This window comes from Bacteroidota bacterium (assembly GCA_039714315.1).
GTDB lineage: Bacteria > Bacteroidota > Bacteroidia > Flavobacteriales > JADGDT01 > JADGDT01.
Map to the genome: position 1 here is coordinate 1 of JBDLJM010000039.1, position 23,160 is coordinate 23,160.

Below are 23,160 nucleotides of genomic sequence, written 5' to 3' on the forward strand. Positions count from 1 at the left end.
AAATGTAAAGCTCCTTTATTATCGAAAATAATATGCAAAGGAGTTGAAGAAAAAGGTAATTAGATATGTCGTTGCAGAGGAGAGTTGCGAAGTACCTAAATCGGAGTTCGCTAACAGATATAATATTTTGTGCATGAGGTGTCGGAAGTTATGAAGCACCTCATCTTTGATATGTAATTGGTATAACTATTAATTTTATTTACATTCCGCCGCATTTCATTGTATCACCCGATTCCTTCATAGATCCGCCACACTTCATCTCGGTTTGATTTTCGTTGATCCGGAGTTTTTTCTCAGGAGGAGATACCATGTGAATACCAAGTCCCAAACCTCTTAAAATAAAAAGTATACCTATAACTACCACTAAAACCGGAACAACTTTTTGAACCTTATTTCTGAACGTAATACTCATAAAATTACCTATAAATGTAGCTGCAAACATAAAAGGAATAGTCCCCAGACCGAAAACAAACATGAATAATGCACCTTTTAATGCCGTACCGCTTGCAATAGCAGCTACTAAAGCAGCATAAACCGGCCCACAGGGAAGAGTTCCGTTCAACAAACCTATGGCAAAAAGGGTCTTAGTATCTCTCTTTTTTAAAAGTTCGCCGAGTTTTGATTTAATTTTTCCAATGTTTTTATAAATAAATGACGTTATTCCGGGACTCCCAAATTTTTTAGTTGGCCAAAGAATTATTACTATCATCATTACACCTGTTGCTATCGAAAGATATTGTTGCGATCCGGCAAGCGACAAGCCTTTTCCAAGAACCCCAAACAAGAGGCCCATTAAAGAGTAGGTAATAAGTCTGCCAATTTGGTATATGAGGTTTTGAAACATTCCTCTTATTTTATTACTTCGGTCAACAGGCAGGGCAAAGGCAATTGGACCACACATTCCTAAACAATGGAATCCTGTTCCTAATCCTATTATTAATGCAGTTATTAAATACTCCATTACAATCTTATTTTTGCTTTATACAAATATTTTTTTTCTGATGCTTCCCATTCAATTCTCAAATTCCATTTGCCTTCAAGAGCCTTGTCGCGCGATATTAACATCTGATGGTTTTCATCGAGTACTATCGGAATTTCCAGATCCAGTATTTTATTCGACGGGCGTTGCATCTTAACAGTTCCTTTGTATTCCGATAAGGAAAAATCCTTTGGAAAACTTATTAATAAACCATCAGAAGTTGCCCTGTATCGCACAGGTGAACTTAATTCAGATGCATTTTTCACATAATCTATCTCCTCCTGATATTTAAGTTCATCTTCGTAATAATTCTCCGAAACTAATTCATGACTATATGTATCATCGGTAGAAATTTTAATTACTACCCCTACAGTTGTAACAACAAACACTATTAAAAATAGCGCGATTCCGTGCCCCCAGTTAAATTTCATATTCTCTAATTTTTATTACCGTCATTTCGACCGAAATGAGTGAAAAGAATGTAGTGTAGAAATCTGTTCTTCTCTTCAACAGATGTTTCTACTTCACTACGTTCCGCTCAACATGACGTATTTTTTACTTTCCAAACTTCATCGGTCCGATAAAATTGGTTTTTACTTTTCTTATTAATTCTCCATCCTCATAAACTCCTATAATCACCTGATTCTTTGCATCGCCTAACTCTGCCTGAGGAATCCTGACAAAAATTGTTCCTTCGTATCTTCCTCTGGCATCAACTACAATATTATTATGCCCTACTAATTCTATTTCTCCCGAATGAGATATCAGTTTTAATTCAACTGCTTTGTCAAAATTAGTTTTGTTAACCATTTTATAGGTGAAAACGTTAGATACATTTCCAACGTCATCGCTTTGATATAATTGTCCCGGCAGCCTTAAAATATTAGTATCAATATCAGACCTTAAAAATAATAAACTAGCAACCACAATTATCAATATTGTCAATACCGATATATACCCAATGATTCGCGCATTTACAGTAGGTTTTTCACCATTGGCAATATTATCTTCCGATGCATATCTTATCAGTCCCTTAGGGAGACTTACACTTTCCATTATAGAATCGCATGCATCAATACAGGCAGTACAGTTTACACATTCCATCTGACTACCGTCGCGAATATCGATTCCGGTAGGACATACTTCAACACACTGATTACAATCGATACAATCACCCTTACCTGATGCAAATCTGTCCTCCGATTTTTTGAATTTCGCTCTTCCTGCTTCTTTTTCTCCTCTTACATAATCGTACGATACTTGTATTGATTTTCTATCCAGTAGTACCCCTTGTAATCGCCCGTATGGACAGGCAATAATACAGGCCTGTTCTCTGAACGATGTAAAAATAAAGAAAAAAACAATTGTAAATATAACCAGTGCTCCAAATCCACCGGGGTTTTCAACAGGTCCCTCATTAATAAAAACCTGAAGTTCATCAACCCCTATAATATAAGAGAGGAAAGTAATGGCAATAAGAAATGAAATAGCAAGAAAAATAATATACTTGATTCCTCTTTTTCTGATTTTCTCAGAATTCCACGGCATATTTTTTAGCTTAATCTGTTGGTGTCTGTCACCATCGATCAAGTATTCTATTTTTCTGAAACCCATTTCCAGGAATATGGTTTGCGGACAAACCCAACCACAAAAAAGCCTTCCAAATACAACCGTAAAAAGAACAATAAATACAATCCCTGTAATCATCATCAACACGAAAATGTAGAAATCCTGCGGGTAGAACATAGCTCCAAACAGTGAAAATTTTCTTTCAAGAACATTGATCATCAACAGTGGATTGCCATCTATCTTAATAAATGGTCCGATGAAGAAAATAGCCAATAAAAACCAGCTTAAGTATGTTCTTGCATCGTAGAACTTCCCTTTTGGTTTTTTAGGGTGGATAAAATTTCTGGACCCATCTTCATTTATGGTTCCTATATGATCTCTAAAGCTTTCGTCCTTCATAATCAAATATTATTTTGAGATTAAGGTTATACCAAATAAACATCAAAATGCACCGTATATTTTTCATCTAATCCATTTTTACATCATTTAAAATTTCTTCCATAGCCTGCTATGCAATAAATTTGAAACTTGTAAAAAAAAATTATATTTCAAATCTAACAAAGCATTCTGAAATTTAATTGGTATTAGGTATTTGTAGTTCTAATTCAGAAAATCAAAAAAAACATGTTTTACATCATAAAAAACACATTAACATTGGGATAAAAAAGGATGAAGTTTAAAGCTCAGAGCGAAAAACAACGCCAAACTTTAAACTTCAATTCCCCTATTTAATTTTAAATTATTCCTCCCATTTATCTCCTTCTGGAGCTTTTGGATTTTGCGGAGTTGTTCCTTTCAGCGAAAGTACAAAACTGGAAACCTGTTGAATTTGTGTAGGTCTCAATGATGCGCTCCAGGCAATCATTCCTTTTCCCGGACGACCACCATTGGAGATTGTTTTAAACACATCTTTAATTCCTCCCCCCAATATCCAATATTCATCTGTTAGGTTTGGACCTATCATACCTCCTCCATCGGCAGTATGACATGCAGCACAGTTTGCCTGAAATATTTTATTTCCTTCATCCATAGAGGCAGCATCAGTCAACATTTCAACATTTTCCAGGCTCACTAAATCAGGTGTATTCTTTAAGTATTCTTCAACTTCAGCTTTTGCTTCTGCCATTTCTATTTCATACTCTTCGGTCTGATTAGGACCATCCATAACGTAGAACCTGATTATGTAGGCAAATGCGAAGAAAATAGTTATGTAGAACAACCAAACCCACCATGGAGGAAGCTCGTTGTCTAACTCCTGAATACCATCATAGTCATGATCGAGAAGCACATCCTTTTCATGTTCAATAGGTTTTGCATCTGTCAAACTGTTCATCAGGGCTTTCCATCCGGTTCTTTTACCTTTTAAAACTTCAGCACGTTCTTCGGCCGACATGTTGTGGAGCTTAATAGCATCCAGCGATTTGTTTACAGCATCGATTGCCAATAACAAGAGTGCCACAACAAACATAAACATCCATAAATATGGACTTTCCCAAAATCCCGGATACTTTTCGGTATCTAGCATTAGGGCTATTACAACAGCAATGGTTATTAAAACCAATGGAATTGTAATATAAACAGGGATACGATTTTTCATCTGTAAAATATTTTTTTTGTTTTGTCAGATGGAACTCACATAACAAACTCGTCTTGAGTGATAAAACTGATTTTGCTATGCTCGTTTCATTTTTTCATATTTTTTATAAAATATTATCTGAGTTAGAATCATCAAACGGAAGCATCTCATTTTCATGAATTGTCTTATCCGGTGTTTTTATTGCAAACCAAGTAACGGCAGCAAAGAACAGGAAGAAGATCAACAATGAAATTATCGGATATATCTCTATACCCTCCATACTTGTCATGTGATGTTTTATAAATCTAAGCATATATTATTATTCGGTTTTTATATCAACACCTAAACGTTGCAGGTATGCTATCAGTGAAATTATCTCTGCATCTGCAGTAATTTCAATGTTAGGATCCTTGTTCAGGTTAGCAGATATTTCGTTTGCCTGTTCCTCAAGATTAGCAGTTGCTCCTTCGATATATGTATCAGAATATGGAACACCTACAATTGAAAGGGTCTTTAATTTTTCTGAAACCAGTGAATAATCCAGTTTATCGGTAAACAACCACGGATAACGTGGCATTATAGATCCCGGCGATGTAATACGCGGGTCGTACATGTGGCTAAAATGCCATGCATCGTTGTATTTACCTCCAATTCTCATAAGGTCCGGACCTGTACGCTTTGATCCCCAAAGGAATGGGTGATCATATACATATTCACCTGCTTTTGAGTATTCGCCATAACGCTCGGTTTCCGAACGGAACGGACGAATCATCTGAGAGTGGCAGTTGTTACAACCTTCTCTGATATAAATATCTCTACCTTCAACTTCGAGAGCCGTAAGAGGACGTACAGCCTCTATAGTAGGAATATTTGATTTAACTACAATTGTAGGAATAATTTCAACAGCCCCGCCAATAGCAATAGCAATAACTGCCAGTATTGTAAATTGTACCGGTTTACGCTCTAATGCATAATGCCATGTTTCGCCCGGTAATCTCGATACTGTTACCGGTTCAAGATCTGCAGCTTCGGCGGCCTCATCTTCAACAGCACTACCCTGCCTAATAGTCATAATTGCGTTCCAGGCAAGAATTAGAATCCCTATAAGATATAAAGTTCCTCCAAAGGCACGCATCATATACATCGGTAAAATCTGCGTAACTGTTTCAAGGAAATTTCCATATACTAAAGTTCCGTCGGGGTTGAATTGTTTCCACATCGCTGCCTGGGCAAATCCGGCCCAATATAAAGGAATCGCGTAGAACAAAATACCTAAGGTACCTATCCAGAAATGTAAATTTGCCAATTTCTGAGAATACAAATTAGTTTTCCACATTCTAGGCAACAACCAGTAAATCATACCAAATGCCAGGAATCCGTTCCATGCTAATGCACCAATGTGTACGTGACCAACTATCCAGTCAGTAAAGTGACCTATGGCATTTACATTTTTCAAAGAAAGCATTGGTCCTTCGAAAGTTGACATACCATAACCTGTAATAGCAACTACAAAGAATTTTAGAATCGGATCTTCACGAACCTTATCCCATACACCGCGAAGTGTTAAAAGTCCGTTTATCATACCTCCCCAGGATGGTGCAATAAGCATAATTGAGAATACCGTACCTAAACTTTGTGCCCAATCGGGTAATGCACTGTAAAGTAAGTGGTGTGGTCCTGCCCAAATATACAGGAAGATTAATGACCAAAAGTGAATAATAGAAAGTCTGTATGAATATACAGGACGTTGGGCTGCTTTAGGTACAAAATAGTACATTAAACCTAAAATTGGCGTTGTTAGGAAAAATGCCACTGCATTATGTCCATACCACCATTGAACAAGAGCATCCTGCACTCCGGCATAAACCGAATAACTCTTCATCGCCATTAATGATACAGGCACCTCTAAGTTATTAAATACGTGGAGGATTGTAATTGTTACAAAAGTTGCTATATAGAACCAAATTGCTACATAAATATGACGCTCACGTCTTTTTATAATTGTAGCAATAAGGTTGTAGCCAAATACTAACCAAACAACTGCAATTGCAATATCAATTGGCCACTCTAATTCGGCATATTCTTTACTTGAGTTGTAACCAAAGGGAAATGTAATAGCGGCAGCAACTATTATTAGTTGCCATCCCCAAAAATTAATCTGGCTGAGCAGATCACTGTACATTCTGGTTTTAAGTAATCGCTGGGTTGAGTAATAAACCCCGGTAAAAATTGAATTACCTACAAAGGCAAAAATCACGGCATTTGTGTGAAGAGGACGTAAACGACCAAAACTAAGCCATGGTAACGACCATTTGTCCTGTGCCATCCATTCCGGGAAAAAAAACAGAAAGGCCACCATTAGCCCTACCAACATTCCCACTACTCCCCATACGATGGTTGCATACAAGAAATTGCGAACGATCTTGTTGTCGTAGTAAAACTTCTGAACTTCCATATAAGATTATTTATTGAGTTTGGTTTTATATTAATTATTATGTTCTAGCTTTTCATCGTTAGATTCATTCTTGTCTTTTTCCTCCTTCTCCTCCACCAACTCATCATCAAATAACATTCTTACCGATGGCGTATAATCATCATCATACTGGCCTTTTTTTACTGCATATAAAAAAACACCCAGAAAAAAGAGAGCGACCAATAAACTTACAACTATTAATACGTAAAGTACATTCATCTTTATAGCAAATAAACTAAAAAAATGCTTTATATCAAGCCCCGATCATAGTTTAAGCATGTTTTTTACTAACTTTTATCATATTGTATCTTAATCAAAACAGCTAAACAGCTCAAATACAGTGTTTTAATTTAATAAATAAGACGTTTTTGTCTCTTATTTGTGTTGATTATAAATTACATGGCTTTTCCCCTTCTAATATTGTAAGGTAATTTATATTCCTTTTTTTTGATTTTTTTTAAATAAATTATATATCCTTTCTGTGATATTTAAAATAAATTGATGCATCTTTGCCGCCAGTTTATATATATATTATATAATACAACTCTTGAATTATTCAATTAAAATATCTATTTCGAGTTTAACACATCAATAAACTCTATAACAAATACCCTTTCAATATTATTTAAATTAAAGGGTAATTCTACCATTGAGCATAATATTTAACTCCTAAAGTTAACCAGTTCTCAAGACCTAAACAACACAAAACCAGCATTTTTAACTAAATTTGAGTAAATTATTTTACTCAACATACAATAACATAATACTAGAATGAAATTTTGGAAGAAATTATCGCATGCAGATATCAATAAAAAAATATCGCGTGCATTAAGGGAAAATGTAAATTTTAAGAACGATACAACACTCGGAATTCCTGCATCCAGGTTAGATAGTGAAGTTTTCTATGACAATGCCCCATTTCTGAAAGATGCCCCTATACTCAGAACATTTGTTCAAAACCCGAACCATATTGGCTGTCATACTTTTGGAGAATCGGAAGCATTTTTCGCGGGTACCCAGGCTCTGGAACGCGAGTTAATCGAGCTATTGGCCGTTGACATGCTGAAAGGTGATGAAAATGACAATTTCGACGGGTATGTTGCCAGTGGAGGAACTGAAGCAAACATCCAGGCTATTTGGATATACAGAAACTACTATAGAAGGATGTTTAAGGCTAAACATGAGGAAATAGCCATAATATCTTCTGCTGATTCTCATTATTCCATGCCCAAAGCCGGTAATTTATTGAACATTGACTGGATTGAGGTTCCTGTTGATTTCAGCACGAGAAAGATTAAGATTGATGAACTTGATAAAACCATTATCAAGGCAAAACAGGATGGTAAAAAATACTTTATTGTTGTTGCAAATATGGCTACAACAATGTTTGGTTCGGTAGATAACCCAAACAATTATGTTGATGCAATGCTAAAACATGAAGTTGAGTTTAAGATGCATGTTGATGGTGCCTTTGGTGGTTTTATTTATCCGATCAGTAACCCCGACACAACTGTTAACTTTACAAATCCACATATTAGTTCTATAACCCTGGATGCACATAAAATGCTACAGGCTCCGTATGGAACAGGTGTTTTCATAGCCCGCAAAAACCTGATGAAGTATGTATTCACAGAAGAGGCTCAATACGTTAGCGGAATGGACATCACATTAAGTGGCAGCAGATCAGGTGCAAATGCTTTAGCAGTTTGGATGATACTGTTTACTTATGGCCCATTTGGGTGGCTGGAAAAGATAAACAAACTACTGTACAGAACTAAATGGCTCACCGAACAACTTGACGAACTTGGTATATCTTATTTCAGGGAACCAAAAATGAATATAGTAACTATGGAGGCTAAACATATTCCGGCTGACATAGTAAAAAAGTACGGACTTGTACCACAAACTCATACAGGAGACAACAAATGGTATAAAATTGTAGTAATGGACCATGTTGATCTCGATGATCTGGAAAAATTCATTAATGATATAAAAGAAACAAAACAATAAAAAATTAAAGGCCGGATTATTCCGGTCTTTTTTGCATATATTTGATTTTAGTGATCCACTAAAATTCCAATGAAAATAAAATAAATAAAATATTATATGGTAAAAGAAAGAACAAGAGCCCAGGAATCATCAGCCGCAATTGAAAAATTGTATGTAACAATGCGTCACCTTTTCAACAGAGGTTTTTATAAACCAAGTGGTATTTCGGGTTTTGCTCTTAAAAATGGTCTTTTATCTCTTCGTCCGGAAATATATGGGAGCATTGCTGACCCCGATAAAGTAGAACTTGATGGTTTGGTTTATGTAATCGACAGACTTCCGGAAGGGATTGAAGAATGTAGATTTATTAATCTTACCTCCGATGAAGGCTTTTCAAAATCTCACTTCGAGGTGATTTATCCATCTAAAAGACGTAGAAACTGTTATCGTATTGATAACGAACAAATGAATATAGAAATAACCCGTGGGCGTTCTGAAATTTACGACATCCTTACCCATCTAACCTTTCTTTTTCATGAAGCTGAAAAAATCAGAAAAAGAGCCGTTGTAAATAAGGAAGGTAAGACAATTAGAGAATGGAATAAAATTGAGGATATTGTATTAAATAACAAGAAACTTAGCGGTAAACATAGAGAAATAGCCCTTACCCACTTAGCAAGTTTATTGGGAAGAAGTTTTGAGGAAGTACTAAACACATATCAGGAATTAGCCACTAAAGATAAGCCCGAACGGTTTATCCATATTATGTATTGGCTGGGTAAACTTTCTATCGATGAAGTGTTGGAAGATAAGAAACGTGAGATCTCTTTCAACGCAATACTCAGAGAAAGTATCGGGCATCACTTACATGGTGAATTATGGTCGAATGCTATTAAAAAAGAACTTATAAAAAGAAATCTGTTCAATAGACCTATACACGTTATAAGTGCAAATATGCACAGTGTTATGAATCTTCTTTATAGTAGAAAAGCACTACCGGCTATAGCTAAAAACACTAAAGGCATTGATTTTTTTGTGGAGCTAAGCAAAGATAAAAACTCAGATTATCGATCAAAAGTTAAAGATCTAGCCCTAAAATCGGGGATGTATTATATTGAAGACAAATCAGGGTCAAATATAAATGTTCAAATATTTGATACTGCAAAAGTTGATTTTTCAAACGTTCCGTGTGATTGTAATGCAAGCGATAAGAAAAACGCACCCGTTTTTATTGTTATGGACTATGCATTTGGTGAACAGGCTTTCGAAGCTATGGATGAATTACTTAAACCTTATAAGGATTCTGAAGGCTCAAAACACCTAATGAATATTAAATCTATCTCAATTATGGGAAAAGCAGGCATACTGGAAGGAGGTAAGGGTGACATTATGATACCTGATGCTCATATTTTTGAAGGTACTGCCGATAATTATCCATTTGAAAATTCATTGAAAGTTGAGGACTTTAAAGATAGCGGACTGGGAGTTTATAGCGGTCCTATGATATCAGTTTTGGGCACATCTCTTCAAAACAAAGATATTCTCAGGTTTTTTAACAAATCATCATGGGAGGTCATTGGACTTGAAATGGAAGGTGCTCATTACCAAAAGGCGATTCAGGCAGCCTCAAAAATTAGAAAAAGCATTGCAGAAGATGTAAAATTAAGATACGCATATTACGCATCTGATAACCCTCTTGAAACAGGAAGTACGTTGGCCTCGGGGGGACTGGGGCACCAGGGAGTATTACCTACTTATAAAATCACTGAAAAGATTTTGGAACAAATATTCTCTCAGGAATAATACAGGTTTAAAAATTGTATTACTGAAATAATTTTTAGATTATAGATCTAAAAAAAAGGCTGTTCATAAATATGATACAGCCTTTTTTAATATTTATTCTAGAATCTTATTTATCATTATTTCTATTAACTGAACCTGTATAAAAATCGTGATACAGTTGTAACAGACTCCATGTGGCTTCAATTAAATCCTTAGTTTCCAGCAAAATACTAAAATAAAGCATGCTGTTTTTTGGAGAAGACTCTTCTGTTTTAATTCTTGTAATTTGTTTTTCAACAAGTTTAGTTACATCGTTTTGGATATATTTTCTCTCAACTATAAGATCATTAATATTTCCAAACGATTTAGAATCAAATGTTTTCTTAATATCCTTAAACAAAATATCAAGTTCAATATCGATGTTTTTTAAATCCTCAACCTGAATAGGCTTTAATGCCTTATGTTGATTGTCAACATGATCGAAACTGGATTTAGTAATAAAGTCGATTGACTGAGTAATATCCTGTAAATAATCCAAAATCAGAATATAGAACTTAGACGATTCCACACTTGATTCATCCATAGATTTAATGAAATAGAAAACATTTCCTTTAAGCCTTTCCATTTCAGCCTTAAGCCCTTTATTCCTTTTTTTAGATTTCTTAAGAATTTTTCTATCCTCAGTTGTCAATCCGAGTATTGCATCAGAAAATAAGGTGTTAGAATCATTTAATATTCCGGAAATATTCTCAGAACTTTCCTCAATAATCTCGTTAATATCTATTCTATCCTGCTTACGTAACTTACTGTCAGCAGTTGTTTCTTTCATCTTTTGAGAATGTAACATATAACTACGGGTAATAAGTACTATTGCGAGAACAAGCAATATCCCCATTACAGCAAAATCTCCTTTTGCGAATAAAGATCCTCCAAAATTAATAAGGTAAACCATAATTGCAGCCGAAGTAAATGCAGTAAATGCAGTAGAGAACCATCCCGCTATTACATTTATTACACCAGACACCCTATAAACAGCACTCTCTCTATCCCATGCTCTATCAGCCAACGAAGTACCCATAGCAACCATAAATGTTACATAAGTTGTAGAAAGAGGTAATTTAAACGATGTACCTATAGATATCAATATACTTGCTACTACTAAATTCACAGAGGCGCGAACCATATCGAACATAGGAGGGGTATATGACTTATCTCGTGGTAGTCTAATTGTTTTGTTATCAAATCTGGCATCTACCCTATCGGAAATACTCTGAGGTACTACTCTTTCGAAATTCTTACTAAACTTTACAGTTGAACGAACAATAACCTTGGCAAGTAAATTAGGCTCGAATTTTTCGGCACCTTCATCCTGACGAGACAAACTCAATTCTGTTTCGGCAACATTTTTTGCTTTTTTGGAAAACCATAAAGTAAGTACCATTATTATACCGGCACCTAATAACCATAAGGTAGGAGTTTGCGTTTTCTGGGTTAACACGTCCATCATGATAGTAGGATCACTTCCGGTGGCGATGTATTCATTGTATGAAGCAAGCCCTGCCATAGGTACTCCAATAAAATTCACAAGGTCATTCCCTGCAAATGCCAATGCAACGGCAAAAGTACCAATAGCTATAATAAACACAAGAATGTTAACTTTAAACAAACTCATTAAAATCTGATTGATTATTGTCCATCCAACAAAAGATGCTCCAATAATCAGTAATGAGTTATCCTTCACCCATGCAATCTGTTCTCCCGATACAAACGAAGACCCCTTTAATCCTTTTATCAAAATAAAATATGTAATCGCCGTAATTGCAAAACCTCCAAAAATTGCACCAACTGATTTAATCTTTCTCTCGAATTGGAAAGTGAATATAAATCGTGAAATATACTGGACTATTGCACCAATAGAGAAAGCAATAACTACCGAGAGGAGTATCCCCGAAATAATTAATAATGCTTTATCGGTATTAATATAAGTAGCCAATTCCGAATAATCGGCTCCGGAAGTATTACTGATTTTCCATAATGCCATCGAAACTGAAGCTCCTAAAAGCTCAAATACAATAGACACGGTAGTAGAAGTAGGAAGTCCTAATGAGTTAAATACATCGAGTAAAATGATATCAGATATCATTACGGCCATAAATATTATCATTACTTCTGAGAACTGGAACATCGAAGGGTCCATAATTCCTTTTCTGGCAACCTCCATCATTCCCGATGAGAAAGTAGCACCAATAGCAATACCTAAACTTGCTATTATCATAATCGCTTTACCAGGAATAGCTTTTGATCCTATTGCAGAATTCAGAAAGTTAACTGCGTCATTACTAACTCCTACAATTAAATCTGTAATGGCTAAGCCAAAAAGAGCTATAACCAAAATGATGTAAAAATCTTGCATTTCTATGCTTTATTTAAATTCTTGACAAATGTGCTTCTAAGCTTTAAGTTTAAAGTTAGTTGTATGTTAAATAATAGTTAAGCTGTATTTGATTATTTCCTACATGAAAAAATTGGCTGTAACAAATTTAACACAATTTAAATTATAAACACAACCCTATACTGGTTGATTTTCAATCACTTAAACCAATACGTGACTAAATAGTAATTTTATCAGTTTTACTGATTTATATTAATTCTCTTTTCATAAAACAGCAAACATCAATTTTTTCACATATTTATTTTGCCTAAAACTTAAATAATAACAAGTACACATCAAAAAAAAAACAGCCCTACATAGTAGAACTGTTTCTAAATTATTTTTTATTGAAAATATCGGCCTAAGCCATATTGTGATATACATTTTGAACATCATCATCTTCTTCCAGTTTCTCGAGAAGTTTTTCAACATCAGCTTCCTGCTCTTCCGAAAGATTTTTTACATCCATAGGAACCCATTCAAACTCAGAAGTAACAACCTCGTGTCCCATTTCTTCAAGAGTACTGTGAATTGCACCAAAAGTCGAGAATTCACCATAGATAATTATTTCTTCTCCATCAACATCAACTTCCTCGGCACCTGCATCAATTAATTCTAATTCCAGCTCTTCCGGATCAATATCGCCCTTAGCTATTTTAAAAGAACATTTGTGCTCAAACATAAACTCAACTGACCCTGAAGTTGCAAGGCTACCATTTGTTTTATTGAAATAACTTCTAACGTTGGCAACAGTACGAGTGTTATTATCAGTTGCAGTTTCTATCAAAACAGCAACTCCATGAGGAGCATAACCTTCGAATTTTACAATTTTATAATCGGCTGTATCTTTATCTGTGGCTTTCTTAATTGCACGTGTAACATTATCCTTAGGCATATTTGCAGCCTTGGAATTCTGGATAAGCATTTTTAAACGTAGGTTGTGATCAGGATCAGGACCTCCATCTTTAACCGCCATTGTAATATCGCGCGATAAACGGGTGAAGATCTTCGACATTGCTGACCATCTCTTCATTTTCCTCCCTTTTCTGAGTTCAAAAGCTCTACCCATAGTATATTTTTTTTATTTTAAATCTGATTAATCAAGTGCGAAATTACAAATTATATTAATAAGCTCTTCCCTTATTTCCTTCCATGAAATTGATGAATGCATTGTTCACAACCCTATTTCCTCCGGGTGTAGGATAATCACCTGTAAAATACCAGTCTCCCGGCGATTTTGGACATGCTTCGTGAAGATCTTCTACCGTTTGATATATAATTTTCACCTCAGCATTAATCTCCGGAGTTTTTAACATTTCTGCAATTTTATCAGAAATTTGCTGATCGGTAAACGGATTAAACATTTCCGGAACATAATTAACGATATCCGAATCGCAGGCAGCAACCTGAGCTTTAGACTTTTTGTAAATATCCTGTAAAATCCCCTCTTTCCCGGTGTCCTTAAGCAATTCTAAAGCTGCTCTAAATGCTATGAACTCCTCTAGTTTAGCCATGTCAATACCATAACAATCGGGGTAACGAATTTGTGGGGCAGACGAAACAATTACAATTCTCTTAGGATTCAATCTATCCAGAATTCTAATAATACTTTGTTTCAAAGTTGTACCACGCACAATACTATCGTCGATAATAACAAGATTATCGTTTTCTTTTACCGAACCGTAGGTAATATCGTATACGTGAGCTACCAGATCGTCTCTGGAGTCATCTTCGGTAATAAAAGTACGAAGTTTGGCATCTTTTACAGCTATCTTTTCGACTCTTGGTCGTTCACTCATTATTTCTTCCAGTTTTTCCGGAGTAATATCAGTGCCAAGCTCAAGAATTTTTCTTTTTTGCTCCTTCCTCATATACTCTTCCATACCTTCAACCATACCATAGTAAGCTGTTTCGGCTGTATTTGGAATAAATGAGAAAACTGTATTTTTAAGATCTCCCTCAACTGCGTCAATAATTGCAGGGATCATTTTTCTACCTAACTCTTTTCTTTCTTTATAAATTTCTTCATCACTTCCTCTCGAGAAGTAGATACGTTCAAAAGAACAGGCTTGATTTCTTTGCTTTTCTAATATCTGGGGGGTGCTTATTCCACCATCTTTTTTAATGATAAGTGCTTTCCCTCTTTCAAGTTCTTTTACATCATCGAAATCTACATTGAAAGTAGTCTGGATAACCGGACGTTCCGAAGCAACAACAACAACCTCATCATCGGCATAATAAAATGCAGGGCGAATACCCCATGGATCACGTAATACAAAAGCATCACCATGTCCAACTAAACCTGCCATTGCATAACCTCCATCCCAACGGGGAGAAGCCTGTTTCAATATTTTTTCAAGATCCATATCACGGGCAATTAACGGAGTAGCATCTTTTTTAGATACTCCATGTGCCTTATGCTCGTAATAAAGTCTTTCTACCTCTTCATCTAAGAAATGACCGATTTTCTCCATTATGGTTACTGTATCAGCCTCAGCCTTCGGGTGCTGCCCCAAATCGACCAAACTTTGGAATAACTCCGGAGTGTTGGTCATGTTAAAATTCCCGGCAACAATCAGGTTTCTGCTCATCCAGTTGTTTTGGCGTAAAAACGGATGAACATTCTCTATGCTGTTCTTTCCGAAAGTCCCGTAACGAACGTGACCTAAAAATAATTCACCCGAAAAAGGCAATTCATTTTTCAGCCATTCCATATCATCAGCCTTATCCGGATTTTTTTCAAGTGCATCGTTCAACTTCCCGTTGATTTTTGCAAAAACATCCTGAATTGGCTGCTGATCATTTGAACGAACTCTGCTGATATATCTTGTCCCTGCAGGTACATCAAGCTTAATATTGGCAATACCTGCACCATCCTGACCGCGGTTGTGCTGCTTCTCCATCATTAAGTACATTTTATTTAATCCATAAAATGCACTCCCATATTTCTCTTTATAATAAGAAATAGGCTTCAATAACCTTACTAATGCAATCCCACATTCGTGTTTCAACGGCTCGCTCATAACTTAAATTATGTATTTATAAAAAAGTTGTGTTTCTATCAAGCGGCAAAAGTACCTATAATCTTTTGTATTCGAAACACTATAAACCTAAAAATTGAGCATCCTGTCGATGAAATTGACTCCTTGGCTGTAAAGTATTTTTTTGGGCACCTTAAGCCGCTATCCGCTGTACTACACAACCGGCAATACCTTTTCACAAACGCATATTTCGGGGCTCATAAAATCGCCCGTAATATGCGTTGTTCAATAGGTTTCCCGGCGGTGTGGTGCCGCTGCTATCGGCGGTGCAGAACGGTTTTACACCAAATAACTCCCTTTTAATTTAGCTTAGCTTTCTTTATTTAAAACAGGAATACTATTTTTGTTTAATTAAGCAGATTGAATCTGAGGAATATTAAATGACACCAATTAAATTTTAGAATGAAGAATATACTAATTGTCGGAGGCTCCTCCGGATTGGGGCTCGAGTTGGCAAAGAAAAATCATTTACTGGGGAAGAATGTTTTTATTACCGGCCGTACAAATCCTGAAATAGATTATTTGAAATTTTATCCCTTATCAATTAAGAGTAGTACGGAAGATGTAATTTCACAAATTGATGATCTGCTTACAAAAACAGGTAATATTGATGAACTAATCTACGCAGCTGGTTTTAACCAGGAAAGTCATATAGACAATTTGAGCGATGAACAGATATTGGAAATTGTAAACATTGGCATAACAGCACCGGCAATTTTTGCACAACGTCTTAAGAGTAAATTTAAAAACCCTATTGATATAATATTTATTACATCCAGTTCACAATATACTCCACGCGAACTGGAACCAATGTACACTACTACCAAAGCAGGAATGGGAATGTTAGGAGCTTCCCTTTCGCTCGACGATGGCATTGGTAAGGTACTGGTAACAGCTGTTTCGGGAATGAAAACAGCCTTTTGGAGAAACATCGACAAAGATATATCGTCGTTTTTAGACCCTGAATGGGTTGCACAGCAGATAATGAATTTATCAGATGCAGAATTCAAGTATCGATTTGTGAAAATACTTAGAAACCCAAATAAAGTTGACATTGTTGAAAGTAGAAAATAATTTTTTACACCCGAGAAACGTAAGTTCAACGAGGTCAAATATTATGACTATAAATTCAGCACTATGAAATCTCTATACAAGGTACCAATTACAATATTTAACCGCAGAGAATCGCTAAATATTAATTTAGAAAGACTCTGCGAACTTTACGGTTGCAGTTAGTACTTAAGAGTTACTCTTGTCTAAGTACTAAATACCTTATCACCATCAACTCACCTGTCAGACTTAAGGCATCATTAGAGTTTTTTTTACAATAAAATATCAAATTTTGTAAGCGTTAAGAATTTTTGAAGTCTGTCCGAAACTTCTTCATCGCTTAAATCAATCAACCTGTCCGTTCCGAATTTCTCAACAGTAAAGGACGCCATTGCAGAACCATAGATCACCGCACGTTTCATATTTTCGAAGGACAAATCATCAGTTTTAGATAAATATCCTACAAATCCACCTGCAAAAGTATCACCGGCACCGGTAGGGTCGAACACGTTCTCCAATGGAAGTGCAGGTGCGAAGAAAACTTTATCGTCATTAAACAAAAGTGCACCGTGTTCTCCTTTTTTTATGATTAGGAATTTTGGTCCCATAGTCATAATAGCATTGGCTGCCTTCAACAATGAATATTCACCTGAAAGTTGGCGGGCTTCTTCATCATTAATCGCCAAAACATCAACTTTTCTGATTGTTGCCAAAAGCTCATCCCATGCATTATCCATCCAGAAATTCATTGTGTCCATAACTACCAGTTTCGGACGCTTGTTCATTTGTTCCAAAACAGAATTTTGAATAGCAGGATGCAAATTACCAAGTAACAGGTAATCGCTCTCTTTATAGGATTCCGGTATATTGGCTTCAAATTTTTCGAACACATTAACCTCTGTGGCAATAGTTGTTCTACTATTCATATCATTGTGATACTCTCCTTCCCAAAAGAAAGATTTCTCGCCTTTTATTATTTCCAAACCTTCAAGGTCAACATTTCGGCTTTTTAATAAATCCATATTTTCCTGAGGGAAATCACCACCTACTACAGAAACAATTCTTGATTTTACACCAAAATACGATGCCGATAACGAAGCGTATGTGCCGGCACCGCCTAAAATTCTTTCGGCTGCACCAAATGGCGTTCTTACAGTATCAAAAGCAACTGTACCTACTACCAATAAACTCATTTGTTGGTCTTTATAATTAAGTTACAAATATATATTCTTATTCATTAATTATTAAATCTTATACAAGGATTTATATTTCAAGATTAATTTCGTCAATATTTAGATATATTTGTAAGGTAATTTTAAACAAATGACAGAAAATAATAAAGATATTATTGCGGTGGTAATGGCCGGTGGACGCAGTAAACGTATGGGGCATGATAAAGGGCTGATTGAATATAAAAATAAAGCTCAAAGATATCACATGGCCGATTTGTTAAAAAGCATTTTTAACGAAGTTGTTATTTCGGTACCATACGATTTTAATATCCCTGAAAACAGTCCCTATAAATATGTAAAAGACCTTGTTGAAGACATGGGGCCCTTAGGTGGCTTATATTCATTATATAAAACATATCCCGACAAATCATTCTTGATTATTGCCACCGATATGCCGGAAGTAAAAAAAGAGCATATTACCAGGCTATTAGAAAACAGAGATAAATCGTTATACATAAGCTGTTATAAGAATTCGAAAGGATTTGTAGAGCCACTTTTTGCTATTTGGGAAAATAAGGCTTTCCCAAAAATCGAAAAATTGATTAATGAAAACAAATTATCTATGAAGATGATAATTAATAAGCATCCTGCGAAAATTATCAATGCCGATGATGATTTTAGTTTATTGAATATAAACACCAAAGAAGAAAAAGAAAATTACCTGGAAGAATAATTGACTCACTCACACATCTGCTCATTAAATCATTAAATCATTGAGTCATTAAATCATTAAATCATTAACTTTGCACGTTATTTGAAAAAAACGAGTTTTAAGATGCAAAAACCAAAAAGATATACAATTACGGCAGCATTGCCATACACAAACGGTCCTGTTCACATAGGGCACCTTGCGGGTGTTTACGTTCCTGCAGATATATATTCAAGATATTTGCGCCAAAAAGGCGAAGACGTAGCATTTGTATGCGGTTCTGACGAACATGGAGTTCCAATAACTATCAAAGCAAAGAAAGAAGGTGTTACTCCTCAACAGGTTGTAGACAAATATAACGCAATTATCAAAGAATCTTTTGCCGATTTTGGAATAGCATTCGATAATTACTCACGTACTTCAGCAGAAATTCACCATGAAACCGCCTCTGAGTTCTTCAACAAACTATATGAGCAAGGTGATTTTATAGAAGAAGTTTCATCACAATACTATGATGAAGCAGAAAATCAGTTTTTAGCCGACAGATATATTACCGGAACTTGTCCGAAGTGTGGAGCTGAAGGAGCCTATGGTGATCAATGTGAAAAATGTGGCTCAACTTTAAGCCCGACAGAATTAATCGATCCTAAATCTGCATTAAGTGGAAACACTCCCGTACTAAAAGAGACAAAACACTGGTTTTTGCCTCTCGACAAGTACGAACCTTTTTTAAAAGAATGGATTCTCGAAGGTCATAAAAACGATTGGAAACCCAATGTTTACGGACAGGTAAAATCGTGGGTAGACGATGGTTTGCGTCCAAGGGCAGTTACCAGAGATTTAGACTGGGGTATCCCGGTTCCTGTTGAAGGTGGAGAAGGTAAAGTTCTTTATGTTTGGTTCGATGCGCCTATTGGTTATATTTCTTCTACAAAAGAGTGGGCTGCGCGCGAAGGAAAAGACTGGGAGCCTTACTGGAAAGATAAGGACACTAAAATGCTTCATTTTATCGGTAAAGATAATATCGTTTTCCACTGTATTATTTTCCCGAGTATGCTTAAAGCACATGGCGATTATATTTTACCTGAAAATGTTCCTGCAAACGAATTCTTAAACCTTGAAGGCGATAAAATTTCAACTTCAAAAAACTGGGCCGTTTGGTTACATGAATACCTTAATGATTTCCCGGGCAAACAGGATGTTTTGAGATACACTCTTACTGCAAATGCTCCGGAAACTAAGGACAACGATTTTACATGGAAAGATTTCCAGGCTAGAAACAACAATGAATTAGTTGCCATATTCGGGAACTTTATCAATCGTGTTGTTGTGCTTACAAATAAATACTACAATGGTGTTGTTCCGGCTCAGGGAGAACTCAGCGATGTAGATAGTGATGTATTAAATCAACTAAAAAATTACCCTGATAAAATTACACGTTCTATTGAGCGTTACCGATTCCGTGAAGCTTTATCGGAAATGATGAATTTGGCGAGATTAGGAAATAAATATCTGGCTGATGAAGAACCGTGGAAACTGGTAAAAACAGATGAGAAACGCGTTGAAACTATTATGAATATAGCTCTTCAAATTGCAGGTGCTCTTTCTGTTTTGAGCGAACCATTCCTGCCGTTTACATCTAAGAAATTAGCCTCAATATTGAATATTACTGCATTGAAATGGGAGGATGTTTCCGATGGCGAATTAATTGAGGCAGAACATCAGATAAATAAAGCCGAATTGTTATTCGAAAAAATAGAAGATAAAGATATTCAGACTCAACTCGATAAACTCGAGGCTACCAAAAAAGCAAATGAGCTTGAAAACCGTGAGGCTGAACCACAAAAAGAAACTATATCTTTCGAGGATTTCCAGAAAATGGATATCAGAATAGGTACAATTCTGGAGGCAGTAAAAGTTAAAAAAGCGAATAAATTACTTCAGCTGAAAGTTGATACCGGACTCGATGTAAGAACTGTTGTATCAGGGATTGCCGAAAGTTTCAAACCTGAAGACATCATCGGGAAACAGGTTTCTGTTTTGATGAATCTGGCTCCGCGAAAAATTCGCGGTATCGAAAGCGAGGGGATGATTCTGATGGTTGAAAATGCCGAAGGAAAACTGGAATTTGTTACTTCGGGTAACGAAGTTCCTAACGGGATGGCAGTAAGTTAATCCGGATTAATATATTACGTCATTCCGACTAAGCGATAGCGCATGGAGGAATCTCACGAATTTAGTACAGGTTTTTGAGATCTCTCCACTCAGCTGCGGTTAGCTTCGCTGAAGCTAACAATTTCAGCACTCACGATAACTTTTTTAACCGCAGAGCTTACGCAGAGTTCTTCACAGAGGTAACACAGAGTATTTTCTCTGCGACACTCTGCGTAAAACTTTGCGATACCTTGCGGTTAATTTTTTTTTATAAAACTTTAATTGATGATAAAATCTCTAATAATACAAGAGCTTGCTCCTTATACCATCTACAACTTAAAACTACTGTAATAAAACAAATCTTTTGGCTTTAGTTTTCAAAATAAAAACTCTCCGTAGCTCTGCTATGCCTCGTTTTTCTTTTTCGTCTAAAGCAAAAATCTTCTATTCTATTATACAGTAATTTTAAACCGTAAATAGTATTAGAAGATAGAGAGGATATGTTTAGAAAACCCGAAGAAGAAGTCATTATCTTTCCGACTAAAAAATAAACATCTAAAAACAATACTCTATTAATATTATCTCACCAAACTACAACATGCTGATATAGAGATAGTTGAATATTTTTATGTAACTTTATGTATTAATTTTTTTAATCCTAAAATTTTATAGTTACATGAGAAATGTATTATTATTATCGATCTTCTCATTTTTATTTTTTGTTTCCTGCCAAAAGGAAACTTTTGATGAGAAAAACTCTGCCGAAGAGCAAATGGAAATGTCCAAGAAATCTGCCTTTAATGGTTCCTACATGGTTATTTCCAAATCGGAAACTTTAACTAGTAAATTAGAAGCTTCCATTAAAAAACATGGAAAAATAACCAACACTATTCCTGAAATTGGCGTGGCAGTTGTGAAAACATCAGATCCTAATTTTGAGAAAAAAATGATGAAACTACCTGAAGTGAGGTCGGTTGTTCCTGATTTAAATATTAATTGGATAGCTCCAATTGATGTTAAACCTCTCGAAAATCCACCAAGTATAGGTGATGGCGAATATTTCTACGACATTGGTTATCTATGGTCATTAGATACACTGGATGCACCGGAAGCATGGAATACTGACGCTACAGGAGATGGTGTAAGAATAGCTATTATAGATACAGGGATTGATGCAGATCATCCTGATCTCGCACCAAATATAAATACAGAACTCTCTAAATCATTTGTAAAAGATGAGGATTTAGCTATAGATGAGGACTGGAATGTTAGGGATGGTGAATTTTTCAACCATGGTTCACATGTAGCCGGTATAGCTGCCGGGGCAGATAGCGATTACGGAATAATCGGAGTTGCTCCAAATGCCGAAATTGTTGCTATAAAGGTAATATCGGAATATGACGATGGTCCGGGGTACTTAAGTTGGCTAATCCAAGGTATTACATATGCAGGCGAAATTAAAGCCGATGTTATCAATATGAGCGTAGGTGCATCCTTTAATAAAAATGGAAATATTTACGGTGATGATGGAAATTTGATAGGAAGATATCATCCGGCATCAATACAGGAATTACTCCACTTAATGCAGAAAGCAATTGATTTTGCGCATAGAAATGGCTCCACTATTATTACTTCTGCAGGAAATTCAGCTATAAATGGTGATGGAAATAATTCTCAGGTATTCATACCTGCTGATTTAAACCATGTAATTTCAGTTTCAGCAACAGGAAAAGAAGATATTCCGGCATACTACACAAATTTTGGAAGATCATTAATCGATATTTCTGCCCCAGGAGGTGATGTTTATTATTCATATTCCTGGTATGATGCAATTTTAAGTGCGGGAAGTGAATCATTTTGGTGGGCCCAGGGTACCAGTATGTCAGCCCCACATGTAGCAGGAGTAGCTGCATTAATAATCGGGGAAAACGGAGGAGATATGTCACCAATAGAAGTTGAAAAACAACTGTATAAAACTGCAGATAATATAGATGCCAACGGCCAAAGCCTTTACTACGGCAAAGGTCGTGTAAATGCCTACAGGGCAGTAACCGAATAAGTAATAAGTAATAAGTAATAAGTAATAGAAATATATTTAATAGTCCGGTTTATAGCAAATCGGACTATTTTTTTTGTACAAGAGTTCAATAATTAATTATTTTTTCCGTTAGTCTAAATGTAGATCATTTTTTTTATCTTGTGAAACCTAAATCAACCTTAGAACTGCTAAAGAAT

At 35.7% G+C, this 23,160-nt stretch carries 17 protein-coding genes; 6 read left to right on the forward strand and 11 right to left on the reverse strand.

Translation table 11 applies throughout. The features are described from left to right. Positions 1 to 199: 199 nt before the first annotated feature. The 7 genes from ABFR62_05880 to ccoS all read right to left on the reverse strand — a co-directional run bounded on the left by ABFR62_05880 (position 200) and on the right by ccoS (position 6,816). Positions 200 to 961, reverse strand: coding sequence for a sulfite exporter TauE/SafE family protein (locus tag ABFR62_05880; protein ID MEN8137942.1), 762 nt, complete (start codon positions 959 to 961; stop codon positions 200 to 202). Continuing rightward, a complete protein-coding gene (locus ABFR62_05885; GenBank protein MEN8137943.1) occupies positions 961 to 1,410 on the reverse strand; it encodes a FixH family protein in 450 nt (149 codons plus the stop codon). Before ABFR62_05885 ends, ABFR62_05880 begins: the two co-directional genes overlap by 1 nt. A 124-nt stretch (positions 1,411 to 1,534) precedes the next feature. Then, complete coding sequence (gene ccoG, locus ABFR62_05890) at positions 1,535 to 2,947, reverse strand: cytochrome c oxidase accessory protein CcoG (protein ID MEN8137944.1); 1,413 nt, start codon at positions 2,945 to 2,947, stop codon at positions 1,535 to 1,537. 340 nt (positions 2,948 to 3,287) lie between these two features. Then, positions 3,288 to 4,145: a cbb3-type cytochrome c oxidase N-terminal domain-containing protein gene (locus ABFR62_05895; GenBank protein ID MEN8137945.1), complete on the reverse strand. Its 858-nt coding sequence runs from the start codon at positions 4,143 to 4,145 to the stop codon at positions 3,288 to 3,290. 103 nt (positions 4,146 to 4,248) lie between these two features. Beyond that, positions 4,249 to 4,437, reverse strand: coding sequence for a CcoQ/FixQ family Cbb3-type cytochrome c oxidase assembly chaperone (locus ABFR62_05900; GenBank protein ID MEN8137946.1), 189 nt, complete (start codon positions 4,435 to 4,437; stop codon positions 4,249 to 4,251). 6 nt (positions 4,438 to 4,443) lie between these two features. Further along, the gene (gene ccoN / locus ABFR62_05905) at positions 4,444 to 6,579 is read right to left on the reverse strand and encodes a cytochrome-c oxidase, cbb3-type subunit I (protein ID MEN8137947.1); all 2,136 of its coding nucleotides are present in this window, start codon (positions 6,577 to 6,579) and stop codon (positions 4,444 to 4,446) included. Positions 6,580 to 6,609: 30 nt separating this feature from the next. Continuing rightward, on the reverse strand, positions 6,610 to 6,816 hold the full coding sequence (gene ccoS, locus ABFR62_05910) for a cbb3-type cytochrome oxidase assembly protein CcoS (GenBank protein ID MEN8137948.1): 207 nt from the start codon (positions 6,814 to 6,816) through the stop codon (positions 6,610 to 6,612). A gap of 552 nt (positions 6,817 to 7,368) precedes the next feature. On the opposite strand from ccoS, the gene ABFR62_05915 reads away from it, so the two are divergent. Further along, entirely contained in the window at positions 7,369 to 8,607 is a 1,239-nt protein-coding gene (locus ABFR62_05915) for a pyridoxal-dependent decarboxylase (GenBank protein ID MEN8137949.1), read from the forward strand. A gap of 96 nt (positions 8,608 to 8,703) precedes the next feature. Then, positions 8,704 to 10,389, forward strand: coding sequence for a hypothetical protein (locus ABFR62_05920; protein ID MEN8137950.1), 1,686 nt, complete (start codon positions 8,704 to 8,706; stop codon positions 10,387 to 10,389). A gap of 106 nt (positions 10,390 to 10,495) precedes the next feature. Here the strand turns inward: ABFR62_05920 and ABFR62_05925 are convergent, their stop codons facing one another. The 3 genes from ABFR62_05925 to ABFR62_05935 form a co-directional block, all read right to left on the reverse strand. Continuing rightward, complete coding sequence (locus ABFR62_05925; GenBank protein MEN8137951.1) at positions 10,496 to 12,781, reverse strand: inorganic phosphate transporter; 2,286 nt, start codon at positions 12,779 to 12,781, stop codon at positions 10,496 to 10,498. A gap of 379 nt (positions 12,782 to 13,160) precedes the next feature. Beyond that, the gene (locus ABFR62_05930) at positions 13,161 to 13,868 is read right to left on the reverse strand and encodes a YebC/PmpR family DNA-binding transcriptional regulator (protein ID MEN8137952.1); all 708 of its coding nucleotides are present in this window, start codon (positions 13,866 to 13,868) and stop codon (positions 13,161 to 13,163) included. Between the two features lie 55 nt (positions 13,869 to 13,923). Continuing rightward, positions 13,924 to 15,822 carry an amidophosphoribosyltransferase gene (locus ABFR62_05935; GenBank protein MEN8137953.1) on the reverse strand — a complete coding sequence of 633 codons (1,899 nt, stop codon included), beginning with the start codon at positions 15,820 to 15,822 and terminating at the stop codon, positions 13,924 to 13,926. A 420-nt stretch (positions 15,823 to 16,242) separates the two neighbouring features. On the opposite strand from ABFR62_05935, the gene ABFR62_05940 reads away from it, so the two are divergent. After that, positions 16,243 to 16,914, forward strand: coding sequence for an SDR family oxidoreductase (locus ABFR62_05940; protein ID MEN8137954.1), 672 nt, complete (start codon positions 16,243 to 16,245; stop codon positions 16,912 to 16,914). A 248-nt stretch (positions 16,915 to 17,162) separates the two neighbouring features. Here ABFR62_05940 and ABFR62_05945 read toward each other — a convergent pair whose 3' ends face one another. Then, a complete protein-coding gene (locus ABFR62_05945; protein MEN8137955.1) occupies positions 17,163 to 18,083 on the reverse strand; it encodes a PfkB family carbohydrate kinase in 921 nt (306 codons plus the stop codon). Positions 18,084 to 18,213: 130 nt separating this feature from the next. On the opposite strand from ABFR62_05945, the gene ABFR62_05950 reads away from it, so the two are divergent. The 3 genes from ABFR62_05950 to ABFR62_05960 all read left to right on the forward strand — a co-directional run bounded on the left by ABFR62_05950 (position 18,214) and on the right by ABFR62_05960 (position 22,984). Next, positions 18,214 to 18,795 carry a molybdenum cofactor guanylyltransferase gene (locus ABFR62_05950; protein ID MEN8137956.1) on the forward strand — a complete coding sequence of 194 codons (582 nt, stop codon included), beginning with the start codon at positions 18,214 to 18,216 and terminating at the stop codon, positions 18,793 to 18,795. A gap of 81 nt (positions 18,796 to 18,876) precedes the next feature. Next, positions 18,877 to 20,946 carry a methionine--tRNA ligase gene (gene metG, locus ABFR62_05955; protein MEN8137957.1) on the forward strand — a complete coding sequence of 690 codons (2,070 nt, stop codon included), beginning with the start codon at positions 18,877 to 18,879 and terminating at the stop codon, positions 20,944 to 20,946. 655 nt (positions 20,947 to 21,601) lie between these two features. After that, positions 21,602 to 22,984 (forward strand): S8 family serine peptidase, encoded by a 1,383-nt coding sequence (locus ABFR62_05960; GenBank protein MEN8137958.1) that lies wholly within the window; start codon positions 21,602 to 21,604, stop codon positions 22,982 to 22,984. Positions 22,985 to 23,160 lie beyond the last annotated feature (176 nt).